General features: G+C 43.8%; 16 protein-coding genes. 9 read left to right on the top strand and 7 right to left on the bottom strand.

All coding sequences use genetic code 11. From position 1 onward, the window contains the following. Positions 1-2: 2 nt before the first annotated feature. Positions 3-1,139: an N-acetylglucosamine-6-phosphate deacetylase gene (nagA, locus tag R8N49_RS13000; protein WP_025766987.1), complete on the bottom strand. Its 1,137-nt coding sequence runs from the start codon at positions 1,137-1,139 to the stop codon at positions 3-5. A 489-nt stretch (positions 1,140-1,628) separates the two neighbouring features. Between nagA and nagE the strand changes: the two genes are divergently transcribed. Together nagE and glnS are read left to right on the top strand one after the other, a co-directional pair. After that, positions 1,629-3,122: an N-acetylglucosamine-specific PTS transporter subunit IIBC gene (gene nagE / locus R8N49_RS12995; RefSeq protein ID WP_005384985.1), complete on the top strand. Its 1,494-nt coding sequence runs from the start codon at positions 1,629-1,631 to the stop codon at positions 3,120-3,122. A 276-nt stretch (positions 3,123-3,398) separates the two neighbouring features. Then, positions 3,399-5,069, top strand: a complete 1,671-nt coding sequence (gene glnS / locus R8N49_RS12990; RefSeq protein WP_005382124.1) for a glutamine--tRNA ligase — start codon at positions 3,399-3,401, stop codon at positions 5,067-5,069. A gap of 222 nt (positions 5,070-5,291) precedes the next feature. Here the strand turns inward: glnS and fcrX are convergent, their stop codons facing one another. Beyond that, the gene (gene fcrX, locus R8N49_RS12985) at positions 5,292-5,741 is read right to left on the bottom strand and encodes a ferric iron uptake transcriptional regulator FcrX (RefSeq protein ID WP_005382141.1); all 450 of its coding nucleotides are present in this window, start codon (positions 5,739-5,741) and stop codon (positions 5,292-5,294) included. A 200-nt stretch (positions 5,742-5,941) separates the two neighbouring features. On the opposite strand from fcrX, the gene R8N49_RS12980 reads away from it, so the two are divergent. After that, positions 5,942-6,445, top strand: a complete 504-nt coding sequence (locus R8N49_RS12980; protein ID WP_005382144.1) for a DUF4442 domain-containing protein — start codon at positions 5,942-5,944, stop codon at positions 6,443-6,445. 52 nt (positions 6,446-6,497) lie between these two features. On the opposite strand, the gene fldA is transcribed toward R8N49_RS12980, so the two are convergent. The 3 genes from fldA to R8N49_RS12965 all read right to left on the bottom strand — a co-directional run bounded on the left by fldA (position 6,498) and on the right by R8N49_RS12965 (position 8,181). Next, on the bottom strand, positions 6,498-7,031 hold the full coding sequence (gene fldA, locus R8N49_RS12975) for a flavodoxin FldA (protein WP_005382146.1): 534 nt from the start codon (positions 7,029-7,031) through the stop codon (positions 6,498-6,500). Between the two features lie 48 nt (positions 7,032-7,079). After that, on the bottom strand, positions 7,080-7,301 hold the full coding sequence (locus tag R8N49_RS12970) for a DUF2788 domain-containing protein (RefSeq protein ID WP_005393038.1): 222 nt from the start codon (positions 7,299-7,301) through the stop codon (positions 7,080-7,082). A 112-nt stretch (positions 7,302-7,413) separates the two neighbouring features. Beyond that, positions 7,414-8,181, bottom strand: a complete 768-nt coding sequence (locus R8N49_RS12965) for an alpha/beta fold hydrolase (RefSeq protein WP_017819953.1) — start codon at positions 8,179-8,181, stop codon at positions 7,414-7,416. 92 nt (positions 8,182-8,273) lie between these two features. Here R8N49_RS12965 and seqA point away from each other — a divergent pair, with 92 nt between their 5' ends. Both seqA and pgm read left to right on the top strand, forming a co-directional pair. Next, the gene (gene seqA, locus R8N49_RS12960) at positions 8,274-8,816 is read left to right on the top strand and encodes a replication initiation negative regulator SeqA (protein WP_005382149.1); all 543 of its coding nucleotides are present in this window, start codon (positions 8,274-8,276) and stop codon (positions 8,814-8,816) included. Between the two features lie 92 nt (positions 8,817-8,908). Then, positions 8,909-10,555 (top strand): phosphoglucomutase (alpha-D-glucose-1,6-bisphosphate-dependent), encoded by a 1,647-nt coding sequence (pgm, locus tag R8N49_RS12955; RefSeq protein ID WP_025766986.1) that lies wholly within the window; start codon positions 8,909-8,911, stop codon positions 10,553-10,555. Positions 10,556-10,616: 61 nt separating this feature from the next. On the opposite strand, the gene R8N49_RS12950 is transcribed toward pgm, so the two are convergent. Continuing rightward, complete coding sequence (locus R8N49_RS12950) at positions 10,617-11,390, bottom strand: DUF1853 family protein (protein WP_186584424.1); 774 nt, start codon at positions 11,388-11,390, stop codon at positions 10,617-10,619. Positions 11,391-11,622: 232 nt separating this feature from the next. Between R8N49_RS12950 and R8N49_RS12945 the strand changes: the two genes are divergently transcribed. Further along, on the top strand, positions 11,623-12,381 hold the full coding sequence (locus R8N49_RS12945) for a Nif3-like dinuclear metal center hexameric protein (RefSeq protein ID WP_005382162.1): 759 nt from the start codon (positions 11,623-11,625) through the stop codon (positions 12,379-12,381). A 92-nt stretch (positions 12,382-12,473) separates the two neighbouring features. On the opposite strand, the gene R8N49_RS12940 is transcribed toward R8N49_RS12945, so the two are convergent. Next, positions 12,474-13,763, bottom strand: coding sequence for a citrate synthase (locus R8N49_RS12940; protein ID WP_005382163.1), 1,290 nt, complete (start codon positions 13,761-13,763; stop codon positions 12,474-12,476). 396 nt (positions 13,764-14,159) lie between these two features. Here R8N49_RS12940 and sdhC point away from each other — a divergent pair, with 396 nt between their 5' ends. From sdhC to sdhA, 3 genes are read left to right on the top strand one after another with little or no spacing between them, the layout of a single operon-like run. Further along, on the top strand, positions 14,160-14,552 hold the full coding sequence (gene sdhC, locus R8N49_RS12935; protein WP_017634811.1) for a succinate dehydrogenase cytochrome b556 subunit: 393 nt from the start codon (positions 14,160-14,162) through the stop codon (positions 14,550-14,552). Further along, positions 14,546-14,890 carry a succinate dehydrogenase, hydrophobic membrane anchor protein gene (sdhD, locus tag R8N49_RS12930; RefSeq protein ID WP_005382169.1) on the top strand — a complete coding sequence of 115 codons (345 nt, stop codon included), beginning with the start codon at positions 14,546-14,548 and terminating at the stop codon, positions 14,888-14,890. The genes sdhC and sdhD overlap by 7 nt, the downstream gene beginning before the upstream one ends. Beyond that, the gene (gene sdhA, locus R8N49_RS12925; protein WP_005382172.1) at positions 14,891-16,657 is read left to right on the top strand and encodes a succinate dehydrogenase flavoprotein subunit; all 1,767 of its coding nucleotides are present in this window, start codon (positions 14,891-14,893) and stop codon (positions 16,655-16,657) included. Positions 16,658-16,664 lie beyond the last annotated feature (7 nt).

The raw sequence follows: 16,664 nt of genomic DNA, 5'->3' as shown, positions 1-16,664 counted from the left end.
GCTTAATTTTGCTCGTATTGTCCGTTAACAACCGTCGCTTTTACTTTAAAGTCACGATCGAAAATAGTCAGGTTTGCAACCATCCCTTTTCGAACTCGGCCAAGGCGATCCTCAACACCAATTGCTGTTGCTGGGTATAACGTGGCCATTCGTAGAGCTTCGTCTAAAGCGATCCCCGCGTGCTCAACTGAATTCTGAACTGCTTCAATCATTGTCAAAGCTGAGCCGCCTAGCGTGCCATTTTCATCAACACACTTACCATCTCGGTAATATACTTTCTTACCGACAAAAATAAAGTGATCAATGTTAGCACCTGCTGGAGCTGTGGCATCCGTCACCAAAACAAGCTTTTCACCTTTGATTTTATGAGCAATTCGGATGTTTGCGTAGTCGACGTGAAAACCATCAGCAATAATGCCAGCATATACGTCAGGAGTATCGTAAATTGCACCAACAACTCCTGGTTCACGACCAACCATTGGTGTCATTGCATTAAAGAGGTGTGTAGCAAAAGTAATGCCTGCTTCAAAGCTTTTACGTGCTTCGGCGTAGGTTGCATTTGTGTGGCCAATTGAAACTACGATGCCAGCAGCCTTTAATCGCGCAATATGCTCTGGGTCGTTATGCTCAGGTGCTAGTGTTACTTTCGCTACGATATCGGCGTTTGTGCAGATAAGGTCGATCATGCTTTCGTCTGATGGGCGAATAAAATCTACGTTATGGATGCCTTTTTTCGCGACGTTAAGGTAAGGACCTTCGAGGTGTAAACCAAGCGATTGATTTTGATACTTGTTGTGGTACTCACGAGCTGCGGCAATTGCAGTTCGCATATCTTCATCAGATGACGTAATGAGTGTTGGCAGGAAGCTAGTACAGCCAGATTTGAGGTTTGCCTGGTGCATGATTTGCATGGTTTCAGGGGTAATTGCATCGTTTAGCATTACACCGCCACAACCGTTCAACTGCAGATCGATAAAGCCTGGACTTAGATTAGCGCCTGCAAGGTCTTTTAGTTCGATGCTTTGAGGTAGCTCAGAAACCGGCACAATAGATTGAATAAGATCGTTTTCGATGATGACCGCATGATCGGTAAGAACATCACTACCGGTATAAATTTTACAGTTACTTAGCGCGTACATAGTCAGCTAGTCCTTATAGATGAGAATTCAATTTCTATATCGTTATCTAAGTAGAGACTGCTTCAGTCATATGGGTACTTAGTTTGTATCACTGAATTAGATAACGAGTCACATACAGCAAGTCGCGTTTTATCGATGTTATTGTCATAGTAACTAACTGAAAAGTAATAATTGTATGGTTTTTTATGATTCTTTTTCAGAGCAAAGTTACAGTGATTTACCCGCCTAGATACCAAAATAACACTGATTCTGCCTTGCATAAAGTGCGAGAATATTATCTTTAAAACGCCATTTTTTCGTATAATAAAATAAGTTTTATGATCTCGCTAGCAAAAACCTTCCGAAAGGGCAAATTGTGGTGATTATGATCACAAACGGTGAGCTTTTAATTTGCGGAGCAAAATTAATATCATAAACTTAGGATGACTAAATTGGACGGCTGAAATAAGTCATTCAACATAACATCTAATCCTATAGGGGGAACTTAAGGTGAACATTCTCGGATACTTCCAGAAGGTGGGTAAGGCGCTTATGGTGCCGGTTGCCACACTTCCTGCAGCAGCAATACTCATGGGTATTGGCTACTGGATCGACCCAAATGGCTGGGGCGCAAACAGTGCACTTGCTGCATTTCTTATTAAAGCTGGTGCAGCGATCATTGACAACATGTCAGTATTGTTCGCTGTTGGTGTTGCTTACGGAATGTCTAAAGACAAAGATGGCGCCGCTGCACTTTCAGGCTTCGTGGGCTTCTTAGTTGTCACAACGCTTTTGGCCCCTGGTGCAGTATCACAAATTCAAGGCATTGACCCAAGTGAAGTACCTGCTGCATTTGGTAAAATCAATAACCAGTTCGTAGGTATCTTGGTTGGTATTGTTTCTGCTGAGTTGTACAACCGTTTTTCTCACGTAGAGCTGCACAAAGCACTGGCGTTTTTCTCTGGTAAGCGTCTTGTACCTATCCTAACGTCTTTTGCTGGTATCGTTATTGCGTTCATCCTGATGTACGTTTGGCCATCAGTTTACGGCGGTCTGGTCAGTTTTGGAGAAAGCATTCAAGGTATGGGTGAAGCAGGTGCAGGTGTTTATGCATTCTTCAACCGTCTTCTAATTCCTGTTGGTCTGCACCATGCACTAAACTCAGTGTTCTGGTTTGATGTTGCTGGTATTAATGACATTCCAAACTTCCTTGGCGGTGCGAAATCATTAGCTGAAGGCACGGCAACGGTAGGTGTTACAGGGATGTACCAAGCGGGCTTCTTCCCAATCATGATGTTTGGTTTACCAGGCGCTGCTCTAGCGATGTACCATACTGCGAAATCAAAGAATAAAGAGAAAGTGGCATCTATCATGATTGCGGCTGCGTTTGCTTCATTCTTTACAGGTGTAACAGAACCACTTGAATTTGCATTCATGTTCCTTGCTCCAGGACTGTACGTTCTTCACGCAGCGCTGACTGGTCTATCAGTTTATATCGCGGCATCAATGCAGTGGATTGCAGGTTTCGGTTTCTCTGCTGGTTTAGTCGACTTAGTATTGTCGACTCGTAACCCGCTAGCGGTAAACTGGTACATGCTCATTGTACAAGGTCTTGGTTTCTTTGCGGTTTACTACTTCGTGTTCCGTACCGTGATTGTTAAGTTTGGCCTTAAAACACCGGGACGTGAAGATGATGAAGAAGCTTCATCTAACGTGGCTGGATCAAGCAATTCTTCAGAGCTTGCTCGTCAGTACTTGAAAGCACTTGGCGGTCATGACAACCTAAGTTCTATCGATGCCTGTATTACTCGTTTGCGCCTTTCTGTGAAAGATATGAGCGTTATCAATGAGAAAACTCTGAAAGATCTTGGAGCTATGGGAGTTGTGAAGCTAGGTACAAACAACCTACAAGTTATCCTTGGTCCACTAGCAGAGATTGTTGCTGGTGAGATGAAGAATGTATCTAAAGATGAAGACTTAAGTGGTGTTCAGCTACCAGCTTAACTGTTTAATAGTGGTGTGATTGTTTGTTATTGGTATTGCAAACAATTGATACTACAACATCGCAAAAGGCCTCCGCAGGAGGCCTTTTTTAGTTTAGGCCCTTTGAATCTGCTTTGCTTTCACGCTAACTCGATAAATATTGTCGTTTTAGAGCGAGTTCTTGTTGTCTAATTGCTTAGAATTGTGGATCATTAGGAACAATGTACTCTGTGAAACCATACTTGGATACAGGGTTCCGTTTTCTCTGACAATACTAATATTTTTGAGGTGCTATAGATGAGTGAAGCTGATGCTCGTCCATCAAACTTTATTCGCCAGATCATTGATAAAGATCTAGCGGATGGTAAACACACTAGCGTGCATACTCGATTCCCGCCGGAGCCAAATGGCTACCTGCATATCGGTCATGCTAAGTCTATCTGTTTGAACTTCGGTATTGCTCAGGACTACCAGGGTCAATGTAATCTGCGTTTCGACGATACAAACCCTGAAAAAGAAGACATCGAATACGTTGAGTCTATCAAGAAAGATGTAAACTGGTTGGGCTTTGAGTGGAGTGGTGAAGTATGTTACTCATCAAACTACTTCGATAAGCTTTACGAATATGCAATTGAATTGATTAACAAAGGCTTAGCGTACGTAGATGAGCTAAGTCCAGAGCAAATTCGTGAATACCGCGGCACACTAAAGGCGCCAGGTAAACCAAGTCCATACCGTGACCGTTCTGTTGAAGAGAACTTGGCGTTGTTTGAAAAAATGCGCGCTGGTGAATTTGAAGAAGGTAAAGCGTGTCTTCGTGCTAAAATCGACATGGGTTCTTCATTCATGGTCATGCGCGATCCAGTTTTATACCGAGTGCGTTTTGCTACGCACCACCAAACTGGTGATAAGTGGTGCATTTACCCAATGTACGACTTTACGCACTGTATTTCTGATGCATTAGAAGGCATTACGCACTCTATTTGTACGCTTGAATTCATGGATAACCGTCGTCTGTACGATTGGGTTCTAGACAACATCACGATCGAAAGCCGTCCACATCAATACGAGTTCAGTCGTTTAAACCTTGAATACACAGTGATGTCTAAGCGTAAGCTTAACCAGCTAGTTACTGAAAAACTGGTTAATGGTTGGGATGATCCACGTATGCCGACTGTCTCAGGTCTGCGTCGTCGTGGCTTCACACCTGCATCTATTCGTGAGTTTTGTAAGCGTATTGGTGTAACGAAGCAAGAAAATATGATCGAGTTTAGTTCATTAGAATCTTGTATTCGTGATGACCTAAACGAGAACGCTCCGCGTGCAATGGCTGTACTGGATCCTGTTAAAGTTGTTATCGAAAACTTTGAAGCAGGCGCAGTAGAAAACTTGACAGTTGCCAACCACCCAAATAAACCTGAAATGGGCGTGCGTGAAGTGCCATTCACGCGTGAATTGTGGATTGAGCGTGAAGACTTCCGTGAAGAAGCGAACAAAAAGTACAAGCGTTTAGTGCTAGGTAAAGAAGTTCGTTTACGTGGTGCTTACGTGATCAAAGCTGAGCGCGTTGAAAAAGATGCCGAAGGCAACATCACAACGATCTTCTGTTCTTACGATGCAGATACGCTAGGTAAAAACCCAGCAGATGGTCGTAAAGTGAAAGGCGTTATTCATTGGGTGTCAGCTGATAAAGCTCTTCCTGCGGAAATTCGTCTGTACGATCGTTTATTTACGGTGCCAAACCCAGGCGCAGCGGAAGATTTTGCTTCTACTATCAACCCTGAATCATTAGTTGTGATCAATGGCTTCGTCGAGCCTAGCCTAGCTTCTGCAGAAGCAGAAAAAGGTTACCAGTTTGAACGTATGGGTTACTTCTGTGCAGACTCGAAAGACTCTTCAGCAGATAATCTAGTATTCAACCGCACGGTTGGTCTACGTGATACCTGGGCAAAAATTGAGAATCAATAATCTCAATTAATGCTGAGAACGATGAAAAAATGCCAGCAAACGCTGGCATTTTTTATACCTAATCCCACAGAGTGCTATATAGATGTGCAAAACTGTGGAGAAAAAAGATGGGTGTTTAGTAGCTTTTGTTCTGTAACCAAAGTACTGACGTCTAAGGTTCTGACTTCTAGAAACAAAAAACGCCAGCATGTGCTGACGTTTACTTTTTAAATTAACAAACCCTTATTTTTTCGGTTTGTGTGCATCTGGATTGTCTTTACAACCACCATCGCTACACTTGCCGTACAAGTATAAGCTGTGGTTTGTTAGTGTGACATTGTACTTAGCTGCAATCTCTTTTTGACGTTCTTCAATAAGATCGTCAGAAAATTCAATTACCTCACCACAGTCTAGGCACACTAGGTGGTCGTGGTGATGTTGAGTCGATAATTCGAAGACTGACTTTCCACCTTCAAAGTGGTGGCGAGTTACAATACCAGCATCGTCGAACTGGTTTAGAACTCGGTAAACAGTTGCTAGGCCAATTTCTTCACCTAGATCAATCAACTTTTTGTACAAATCTTCAGCACTGATGTGCTGGCAGTCTGGCTGCTGAAGTACTTCTAGAATTTTTAGCCTCGGAAGGGTTACTTTTAAACCCGCATCCTTCAGCGCCTGATTATTATCTGACATATACTTTCCCGTTGGATCATCTGCAGCGATTTAACAGAATTCAATCTTCCTACCATTATAGGATAAGCGTTCGGAACATTAAACCACGAACTTCAAAGGGTTAATAGAATCTTTTTGTAAATTAGAAACAGGTCCATTATATTACAGCTCTGACCAGTTACAATTGTGTAACATTAAGCTTGGAGAGGGCAGGGATAGCGATGAATAGGCGACTAGCGAAGATATACAAACCAGGAATTGTAAAGTTCGCACTCAATATTTGGCCTCCTTTTTGGGGGGCGGGTATTAAAATCTTACATATTTCTCAAGACTTCCGTACTGTAAAGGTACGTTTAAAGCTTCGCTGGTGGAATAAAAATGCCAATCGCACCCAATATGGCGGCAGTATTTTCTCTTTAACTGATCCTATTTACTCGTTGATGCTGATGGGGATTCTACGAGAGGAATATTATGTGTGGGATAAAGAGGCAAGCATTAACTTTATTAAGCCGGGGCAAAGTGATTTGTTTGCAGAATTTGAGGTCACTGAAGGGATGCTGGAAAACATTTATCAAATGACACGGAATGGAGAAAAGTGTTTTCCTGAGTTTATTACTCATGTAAAAGATAAACAGGGGAATGTGGTTTCAGAGGTTCAACGCAAGCTTTATGTAAGAAAGAAACCTCAGTATCGCGAAGAGGAAGTACTTACCGATGCTGTGTGACAATACATACAAAAAGACCTCCAAGTGGAGGTCTTTGCATCATTCAATTTGATTAGCCTTCTAGCTCAGCTAAACACATCTCTTCATAGATCTGTTTAACCCAGCTTTCAACACGCTCGTCAGTCAATTCTGGTTGGCGGTCTTCATCAATACATAGACCTACGAATTGGCTTTCGTCACCTTCAACAAGTGCTTTAGACGCTTCAAATTCGTAGCCTTCTGTCGAGGTATGGCCAAGAATTGTGCCGCCTTTAGACTCAACGATATCACGGACTGTGCCCATCGCGTCACAGAAGTATTCTGCGTAGTCTTCTTGGTCGCCACAGCCAAAGATAGCCACTAGCTTAGTAGAGAAGTCGATTTGCTCAAGTTCAGGGAAGAAGTCATCCCAATCACATTGTGCTTCGCCGTAGTACCAAGTTGGGATACCTAGAAGAAGAAGATCGAAGTTATCAATGTCTTCTTTGCTGCTTTTCGCGATGTCTTGAACGTGAACTAGATGTTTACCTAGTTGCTTTTGAATCATCTTTGCAACGGCTTCAGTATTACCTGTGTCGCTACCGAAGAAGATACCTACACTTGCCATAGAGTCTATACCTTTACATTGTTTGTTATTGGCGATGCTACTAAGGGTTTAACCTAACCCTGAGCCTTCCCAAGTTAGCTGAATTACACCTTTTGCAATAAAGCCAGCACAGCCTAGGAAAAGGACTAACCACACAATACGACGACCAAAAACAGGTACATTGCCTTGCTTTAGCACATCTTTTATCGCCATCCCGATGAAAAAAAAGATAGCAGCAAAAAGAAGATCGAGCCCAATAGACTCGAGCATATCCATATAGTCGTAAAGCATTTTAGCCCTTCATGCCGAAAAATCTTGGGCGCACTATACCACTGTTAAACGGTAAAGTTAATGCACTACAAGAAGGGTTATTTCAATAATCTAGTGTTGCTTTTCGAATTTGTTAACTCGAAATGTATTTTCGAATGACTCTCATTACTTCTGTCGGTTTCTCGGCGTGTAACCAGTGACCAGTGCCAGCGATAATGTGTGCTTTAGCATGGTTAAATTGTCGCTTCACTGCCGGCTGATGTTCTGGCATTAAGTAGTCAGAGTCGCCGCCTTTGATAAATAAAGTTGGGATATCTGTTGGTGTGATTTCTTGCCAGCCAATAATTTGGTCATAATTCTCAAAAAGGCTCGGTACGTTAAACCGCCAATCCATCTTATCGCCATTTTTGTACAGTGATTTAGAGAGAAATTGTCTTACACCATCGAGTTCAATATGTTGAGCTAGGATATCCATGGCTTGCTGTCGATTTGCTGGTTTTTCATTAATAACAGCATGTAAGCCGTTAAAAACATTATCGTGACGGTTCGTAGTGTAGGCTACAGGCGCCATGTCGAGAACGACTAACTGCTTGACTACATTTGGAGCAATGTCCACAAGAGCCATCGCGACTTTTCCGCCCATGGAGTGACCAATAACAATAGATGGCTCAACGTTTAAGTGCTGAAGGAGCTGAGCCACATCTTTTGCCATATCGGTATAGTTATGGACTTCGGAGTGGAAAGAGAGGCCGTGATTTCTCAGATCAATACTGATCACCGTGTGATCTTTAATAAGATCGCGGGCGAGTAGACCCAGATTACTTAAACTACCAAACAATCCGTGAATCAAAACAACTGTTTGGCCTTGGCCTTCCTGCTTATAGTTGAGTAATGCTGACATTTTATCTTATTCGTGATGGGTTTAACGTGGAGTATCCGCGTGGATCTCGTTATAATCCCCCAGAGTTTAAACATTGAGAATGTGAAAAGCGAATGAAAACAATTGAGGTTGATGAGGATCTATACCGTTATATAGCTAGTCAAACTAAGCATATCGGTGAAAGCGCCTCGGATATTTTGCGACGCCTTTTAAACCTTGATGGTCAGTTGCAGGAAGCTAAAGCCGCGCCTGTAGTAGAGAAGCCACAAGGGATTGTAGTAAGTAAAGATGCGGGTAAAACGGAATCTGTTGATGTAGTGAAAGAAATGCGTTCGCTGCTTATTTCTGATGAGTTTGCCGGTCTAAAAAAAGCGATTGATCGCTTTATGTTGGTATTATCGACCTTACATAAATTGAATCCAGAAGGTTTCGCCCAGGCTACGAATGTAAAAGGACGCAAACGCGTGTACTTTGCAGATAATGAAGAAACCTTGCTAGCAAACGGTAATACGACCAAGCCAAAAGCCATTCCTGGCACACCGTTTTGGGTTATCACGAATAACAATACAAGTCGTAAAAGACAGATGGTTGAACAAGTGATGGCACACATGGGGTTCCAACCTGACTTAATAGAAAAAGTAACAGGTTCAATCTAAGAAACCTGATAGAAGCCTCATAATGCGTCGCAGTGAGCGGATATTATGAGGCTTTTTTAATTTTATTTGTATTTAAAGAAAGGATGTCAAACATGGCTATGCACCCTCGTGCTGGGCAAAAAGCGCAGCAGGAAGATCTTCACAATATCCCAGCACTCGTTGCTAACTACTTCTTACTTCAACCAGACGCGGCAAACGCAGAACACAAAGTTCAATTTGGTACTTCTGGCCACCGCGGTACTGCAGACAAGCACACTTTTAACGAAAACCACATTTTAGCGATCGCTCAAGCGGTAGCAGAAGTTCGTGCTGAGCAAGGCACAACTGGCCCGTTGTTTGTGGGTAAAGACACGCATGCGCTATCTGAGCCTGCTTTTTCAAGTGTGATTGAAGTATTGATTGCAAATGGTGTGAAAGTGATTGTCCAGCAAGACAACGGTTACACGCCAACACCGGGTATTTCACACGCGATTCTGACTTACAACATCAAACACGATGAAAAAGCAGACGGTATCGTTATTACCCCATCACATAACCCACCACAAGACGGCGGTATCAAATACAATCCGACACATGGTGGTCCTGCAGAAGCTGAGTTGACTCAAGCTATCGAAGATCGTGCGAACGAATTGATTGCTGAAGGTTTACAAGGTGTGAAACGCCTACCACTAGCAGAAGCAAAAGCATCGGATCTGTTTGTAGAGATGGACTTGGTGAAGCCATACATTGATGACCTGGTGAACGTTATCGATATGGAAGCAATCCAAAAAGCGAACCTGAAGATTGGTGTAGATCCATTGGGTGGCAGCGGTATCGATTACTGGCGTCAAATTGGTCAGGCATACAACCTAGACCTAACGCTAGTAAGTGAATCGATCGATCCTTCTTTCCAATTCATGTCGCTAGATAAAGACGGCGTTGTGCGTATGGACTGTTCTTCTCCTTACGCAATGGCGGGTCTATTGGCACTGAAAGACGAATACGATTTAGCATTTGGTAACGATCCTGACTACGACCGTCACGGTATCGTTACGCCAAAAGGTTTGATGAACCCGAACCACTTCTTAGCCGTTTGTATTGACTACTTGTACCGTCATCGTGACGCGTGGGGTAAAGACGTCGCTGTTGGTAAAACACTAGTTTCAAGTGCGCTGATTGACCGTGTTGTTGCGGATCTAGGTCGTGAGCTATGTGAAGTGCCTGTTGGTTTCAAATGGTTTGTAGACGGTCTGTACACTGGTAAGTTTGGTTTCGGCGGCGAAGAAAGTGCTGGTGCGTCTTTCCTTCGTAAAGATGGCACGCCTTGGTCAACAGACAAAGATGGCATCTTGCTATGCCTTCTAGCAGCAGAGATCACTGCGGTAACGGGTAAGAACCCTCAAGATTACTATGAAGAGCTAGCGGCGAAGCACGGTGAGTCGAAGTACAACCGTATTCAAGCTGTAGCAAATGGCCCACAAAAAGACGTATTGAAGAAGTTGTCACCAGAAATGGTTGCGGCTGAAACTCTAGCAGGTGATGCGATCACTGCTCGTCTAACGCATGCACCAGGCAATGGTGCTGCGATTGGTGGCCTTAAAGTAACGACAGCTAACGGTTGGTTCGCTGCTCGTCCATCAGGTACAGAAGATATCTACAAGATTTACTGTGAAAGCTTCAAAGGTGAAGAACATCTGAAACAAATCGAAGCTGAAGCACAAGAGATCGTTAATCAAGTGTTTGCAGCCGCTGGTTTGTAAAACATCCAATGGTCAATGTATCTAGCAAAGGGTTGATGTGAAAACATCAACCCTTTCATGTTTAAGTGCCCCGAACCGCTTTATCTCCGGGCCATGAATCTGGTACCACAAACCAGAATTGACCGTCTTCCGTTTGTGCGTGTATGAATCGATCTAAAGGCTTTTCAATAGGTTGAGAGAAATCATCTGTACCGGTCGCCCAGCATGGTTTATGTAAATGATAAAGGGGTTTACCAATTAAATCCCATTGACGTTGATAGCACCAGTAACCACTAATCTGACTTGGATTTAATTCATAACCCAAGCACTCCTTAGGAGTTGGCTCTGGAGTAAACGGATTAATATAGAGTCGTCCTTGCATCATTAGGCGCTCTTCTGGAGAGTCGTTTAAAGGAATTATTTTTTGAAATTCCGGGCGATCGCTCATTTTCAGCTGATGCGTGAGCATTCTATCCAATTTTGCATGTAACTGGTCGTGAGCATTCGGGCCATACCAAATGCCGTTGTAAAGAAGATAAAACTTAATCGCCACTTCCCAATGTTCTATCTGATTTGATTCTGTATTCCTCAATACCAAATCGACAGCACCAATGGTCTTACCTTCCGCGTCGTTTAACTGAATTTCTTCGGCAATAATCTGATATCGTCCTGAATTAGAAAGAGCCGCAGTGCATAGGTGCTGATATAAAAAACCCAGTCTCGGATTACCATTGTATTGTTCTGAGCTATTCAAAGGTTTGACCGAGACATCTTCTAAGGTTGCAAACGGAGGGCGTAACTTGAAAAGCGGAGGTGAAGTGGCGATCCATTGGTAAAAGCGTTGCAGTTGGTTCATCCGTATCCCTAAATCTATGGTGAGGCGACAAGCTTTGTTATTGTAACTAAATTTGCTTTTGAGGGTAGGGTGGCTAGCATCGATATTAGGGTTCGAGATACACTTTAAAGACCTAAATGATATCAAGGTGCCAGATGTCAAAAACGTTGCTGTATCAACTAGGTTGCACTCTTTCGTCTGATTCCATCGAGAGGTTATTTAGGTTTACATGCGCTAGAAATTGGAAGTAATAATGAATAACTTAAAGCTAGAACAGATTCTTAATGACAAACTGTCACCGCAGTTAATTAAAGATTACGCACCAAATGGGTTACAGGTAGAAGGGAAATCAGCGGTAAAGCGTGTTATCACTGGCGTAACCGCCTCTCAAGCCTTAATCGATAAAGCGATTGAGCTTAATGCAGACGCATTGCTTGTTCATCATGGCTATTTTTGGAAAGGTGAGCCTGAGCCAATTCGTGGCATGAAAGGTAAACGAATTCGTAGCCTGATCAAAAATGATATCAACTTATATGGTTATCACCTTCCTCTAGATATTCATCCAGAGCTAGGCAACAACGCTGAATTAGCTCGCTTACTTGAAATCGAAGTAGAAGGTGGGCTTGAAGGGCACCCTCAGTCAGTTGCTATGTTTGGGCGCTTGAAAAAGCCGATGTCTGGTGTTGAATTTGCGAGTAAGATCAACCAAGTTCTTGAAAGAGAGCCTCTGCATATCGCTCCAGAGAATACTGATAAGATGATTGAGACAGTCGGCTGGTGTACTGGTGGAGGGCAGGATTTCATTGAACTTGCTGTACAGCACGGGCTGGATGCATTTATCTCTGGAGAAATTTCAGAGCGCACCACTTATACTGCTCGTGAAATGGACATTCATTACTTTGCTGCAGGTCATCATGCTACTGAGCGTTATGGTGTTCAGGCCTTAGGCAAATGGCTAGCGGATGAATATGGCCTACATGTGGAGTTTATCGATATTGATAATCCGGTTTAGCGTTCTCCATTAATAACGTTAAACGCAAAAAAGAAAAAAGGGTTGAGACGAAAATCTCAACCCTTTTGTTTGTCTATCTTCGTACTAAAAGATCATTCACGTTCGTGAAGTGGAGAAAACTCACGTTGTGTTTCGCCAGTGTATAGCTGACGAGGACGACCGATGCGGTTCAGTGGATCGCTGTGCATTTCGTTCCAGTGAGCAATCCAGCCGATGGTACGAGAAATCGCGAAGATAACCGTAAACATAGAAACTGGAATACCAATCGCTTTAAGAATGATACCTGAGTAGAAGTCTACGTTCGGGTACAGCTTCTTAGACACGAAGTACTCATCAGAAAGTGCAATGCGCTCAAGTTCCATTGCAACGTCTAGCAGAGGGTCTTGAATGTTTAGCTCTTTGAGAACTTCATGACACGTTTCGCGCATTACTGTCGCACGTGGGTCGTAGTTCTTGTAAACGCGGTGACCAAAGCCCATTAAGCGGAATGGGTCATCTTTGTCTTTCGCGCGGTCTACATATTCAGGGATGTTATCGACGCTGCCAATCTCTTCTAGCATTCTCAAGCAGGCTTCGTTTGCACCACCGTGAGCAGGCCCCCAAAGGGATGCAATACCAGCGGCAATACATGCAAATGGGTTCGCACCAGAAGAGCCAGCTAGGCGTACAGTTGATGTCGACGCATTCTGTTCGTGATCCGCGTGTAGAGTGAAAATCTTATCCATCGCACGGGCAACCACAGGATTTACTTCATATTCTTCGCAAGGGTTTGCGAACATCATATGCAAGAAGTTCTCAGCGTAGCTAAGGTCGTTACGAGGGTAAATAAATGGCTGACCGATAGAGTATTTGTAACACATCGCCGCCAGTGTTGGCATTTTTGACAGCAGACGGTACGCTGCAATTTCGCGGTGTTCGTCGTTGTTAATGTCAAGAGAGTCGTGATAGAAGGCTGCAAGTGCTCCAACTACACCACACATTACCGCCATTGGATGAGCATCGCGTCGGAAGCCATGGAAAAAGCTTGCGATTTGCTCGTGTACCATTGTGTGACGAGTAACGGTCGTTTTGAATTGCTCGTATTGTTCTCGGGTAGGGGCTTCACCATAAAGAAGGATGTAACATACTTCTAAGTAATCTGCGTTATTGGCTAATTGATCAATCGGGAAACCGCGGTGCAAAAGAATACCTTTGCCGCCATCGATGTACGTGATTGATGATTCACAAGATGCAGTGGCAAGAAAACCTGGGTCAAAAGTAAAGTAACCATTGGCTCCCAGCTTACGAACGTCAATTACAGGTGTACCTAGCGTACCGTCCATAATTGGCAGTTCGATTGGCGCTTGACCTTCAACATGAAGGGTCGCTTTCTTATCCGCCATAACAATCTCCTTTGTTTATTATTTAATCCGTCCAGGATGTTTATGTGCCATTTTTGTACTGTTGTTAAAGCTTAAAGTCAATTTTTCTCCATCTTTGTGTGCACTTGTTATGATTTTTCTCATGAAAATCGTTAAAAATCTGTTCTATGTAGCATAATTTGTTACACCAATTGTATTAGAATGTTGCTCGCCGTATATTGGCAAAGAAAATTTTAGTTAAATCCTTATAAATTCGGGGCTAGAAACAAAGAGTGAGGTTTGTTGCTGGATTCCGTATGTTAACAAATTGTTTACAATTATCTGGGTGGTTACTCGCGATATTTGTTAAATAGATGTTAACTTTTGTACGTTTGGAAGCTGAAATTGGTTATAACAATAAATGCTCAATGGAGCTGAGTGAGCAAGCCCGTGAAAGAAAGAAAGTCAAGACCTGTTAATTTAGATTTACAGACCATCCACTTTCCTATCACAGCAATCGCATCCATCCTACACCGTGTGTCTGGGGTAATTACGTTTGTTGCGGTGGGTATATTACTGTGGTTACTATCCATTTCTCTGTCATCCCCAATGGGTTTTATGGAAGCCGCTGACATCGTCGATAGCTTCTTCGTAAAATTCATCCTGTGGGGAATTCTTACTGCACTTGCCTACCACATCGCAGGTGGTATCCGTCACTTATTGATGGATCTAGGTCACTTTGAAGAACTAGATTCAGGCACGATGAGCGCTAAAGTCGCGTTTGGTGCAACAGCAGTATTATCATTATTGGCGGGGATCTTGGTATGGTAAAACACGTATCTTCATTTGGTCGTAATGGTGTACACGATTTCCTACTAATTCGTGCAACTGCAATCATTATGACGCTATACACGATTTATCTGATTAGCTTCTGTGCATTTTCAGATATCTCTTACGCATCTTGGACCCAATTCTTTGGTGGTACCTTCACTAAAGTATTCACCATGTTGGCACTTGTCTCGATCCTGATTCACGCTTGGGTTGGTTTGTGGCAAGTATTAACTGATTACATTAAGTGCGCGAAACTACGTGGCGCACTACAACTTGGTGTTATTGCCGTGCTATTCGGCTATGTCTTCTCTGGTCTATTTATTCTGTGGGGTGCGTAAGTGTCTATTCCAGTTCGTGAGTTTGATGCCGTAGTAATCGGCGCTGGTGGTGCAGGTATGCGCGCTGCACTACAAATTTCAGAGCAAGGCCTATCATGTGCTTTGTTGTCAAAAGTATTTCCAACACGTTCTCATACTGTGTCTGCACAGGGCGGCATTACCGTTGCTCTGGGTAACTCGCACAAAGACGATTGGCAATGGCACATGTACGATACCGTTAAAGGTTCCGACTACATCGGTGACCAGAACGCGATTGAATACATGTGTAAAAATGGTCCTGAGTCAGTTATCGAGCTTGAAAAAATGGGTCTTCCATTCTCTCGTTTCGATAACGGTACCATCTACCAACGTCCATTCGGTGGTCAATCTAAAGAGTTTGGTGGTGAGCAGGCTGCTCGTACAGCCGCTGCTGCAGACCGTACTGGTCACGCACTTCTTCACACGCTTTACCAGCAAAACGTAAAACACAAAACAACCATCTTCTCGGAGTGGTACGCTTTGGATCTTGTGAAAAACCAAGACGGCGCAATCATGGGTTGTACTGCGATTTGTATGGAAACGGGTGAAATCTGTTACTTCAAATCAAAAGCAACCATTCTAGCTACAGGTGGTGCAGGTCGTATTTACGCATCGACCACTAACGCGCACATCAACACGGGTGATGGCGTTGGTATGGCACTTCGCGCAGGCGTTCCAATGCAAGACATGGAAATGTGGCAGTTCCACCCAACAGGTATTGCTGGCGCGGGTGTTCTAGTGACGGAAGGTTGTCGTGGTGAAGGTGGTTACCTTCTAAATAAAGATGGTGAACGCTTCATGGAGCGCTACGCACCAAACGCGAAAGACCTTGCTGGTCGTGACGTGGTTGCTCGTTCAATGATGATTGAAATTCGTGAAGGCCGCGGCTGTGATGGTCCTTGGGGGCCACATATCAAGTTGAAACTTGATCACCTTGGTAAAGAAGTACTTGAATCACGTCTACCAGGTATCTGTGAACTGTCTCGTACATTTGCACACGTTGACCCAGTGAAAGAGCCAATTCCAGTAATTCCAACTTGTCACTACATGATGGGTGGTGTACCTACTCAAGTCTCTGGCCAAGCAATTAAGCAGAAGGCCGACGGTAGCGAGATGGAAGTACAAGGCCTTTACGCATGTGGTGAGATTGCTTCTGTATCGGTACACGGTGCTAACCGTCTGGGCGGCAACTCATTACTAGACTTGGTCGTCTTTGGTCGTGCTACTGGCTTGCACCTTGGCGAAACGCTAGCAGCGCAAGCGGAAGCTCGTCCTGCAACAGAATCTGATATTGAAGCGTCTCTAGCGCGTACTATGCGTTGGGAAAACAGCACTGGTGGTGAAGATCCAGTTCAGATTCGTAAAGACCTACAAGCATGCATGCAAAACAGCTTCTCGGTATTCCGTGAAGGCGATGCGATGGCAACCGGTCTAGAAGAGTTGAAAGTGATTCGCGAACGTTTGAAAGACGCGCATCTAGCGGACAAGTCTTCAGAGTTCAACACGCAGCGTATCGAGTGTCTAGAACTTGATAACCTGATGGAAACCGCGTTTTCAACTGCCGTTGCAGCGAACTACCGTACAGAGAGTCGTGGCGCACATGCTCGTTTCGATTTCCCTGAGCGTGATGATGAGAACTGGCTATGCCACTCTATCTACAATCCGGAAACAGAAGCGATGACTAAGCGTGATGTGAACATGACGCCAACGCATCGTGAAGCTTTCCCGCCGAAAGTACGTACATACTAAAGGGAGG

The organism is Vibrio sp. 1978 (assembly GCF_033344345.1).
The sequence above is the reverse complement of the archived record's forward strand: the minus strand, read 5'-3'. Positions and strand labels throughout refer to the sequence as shown.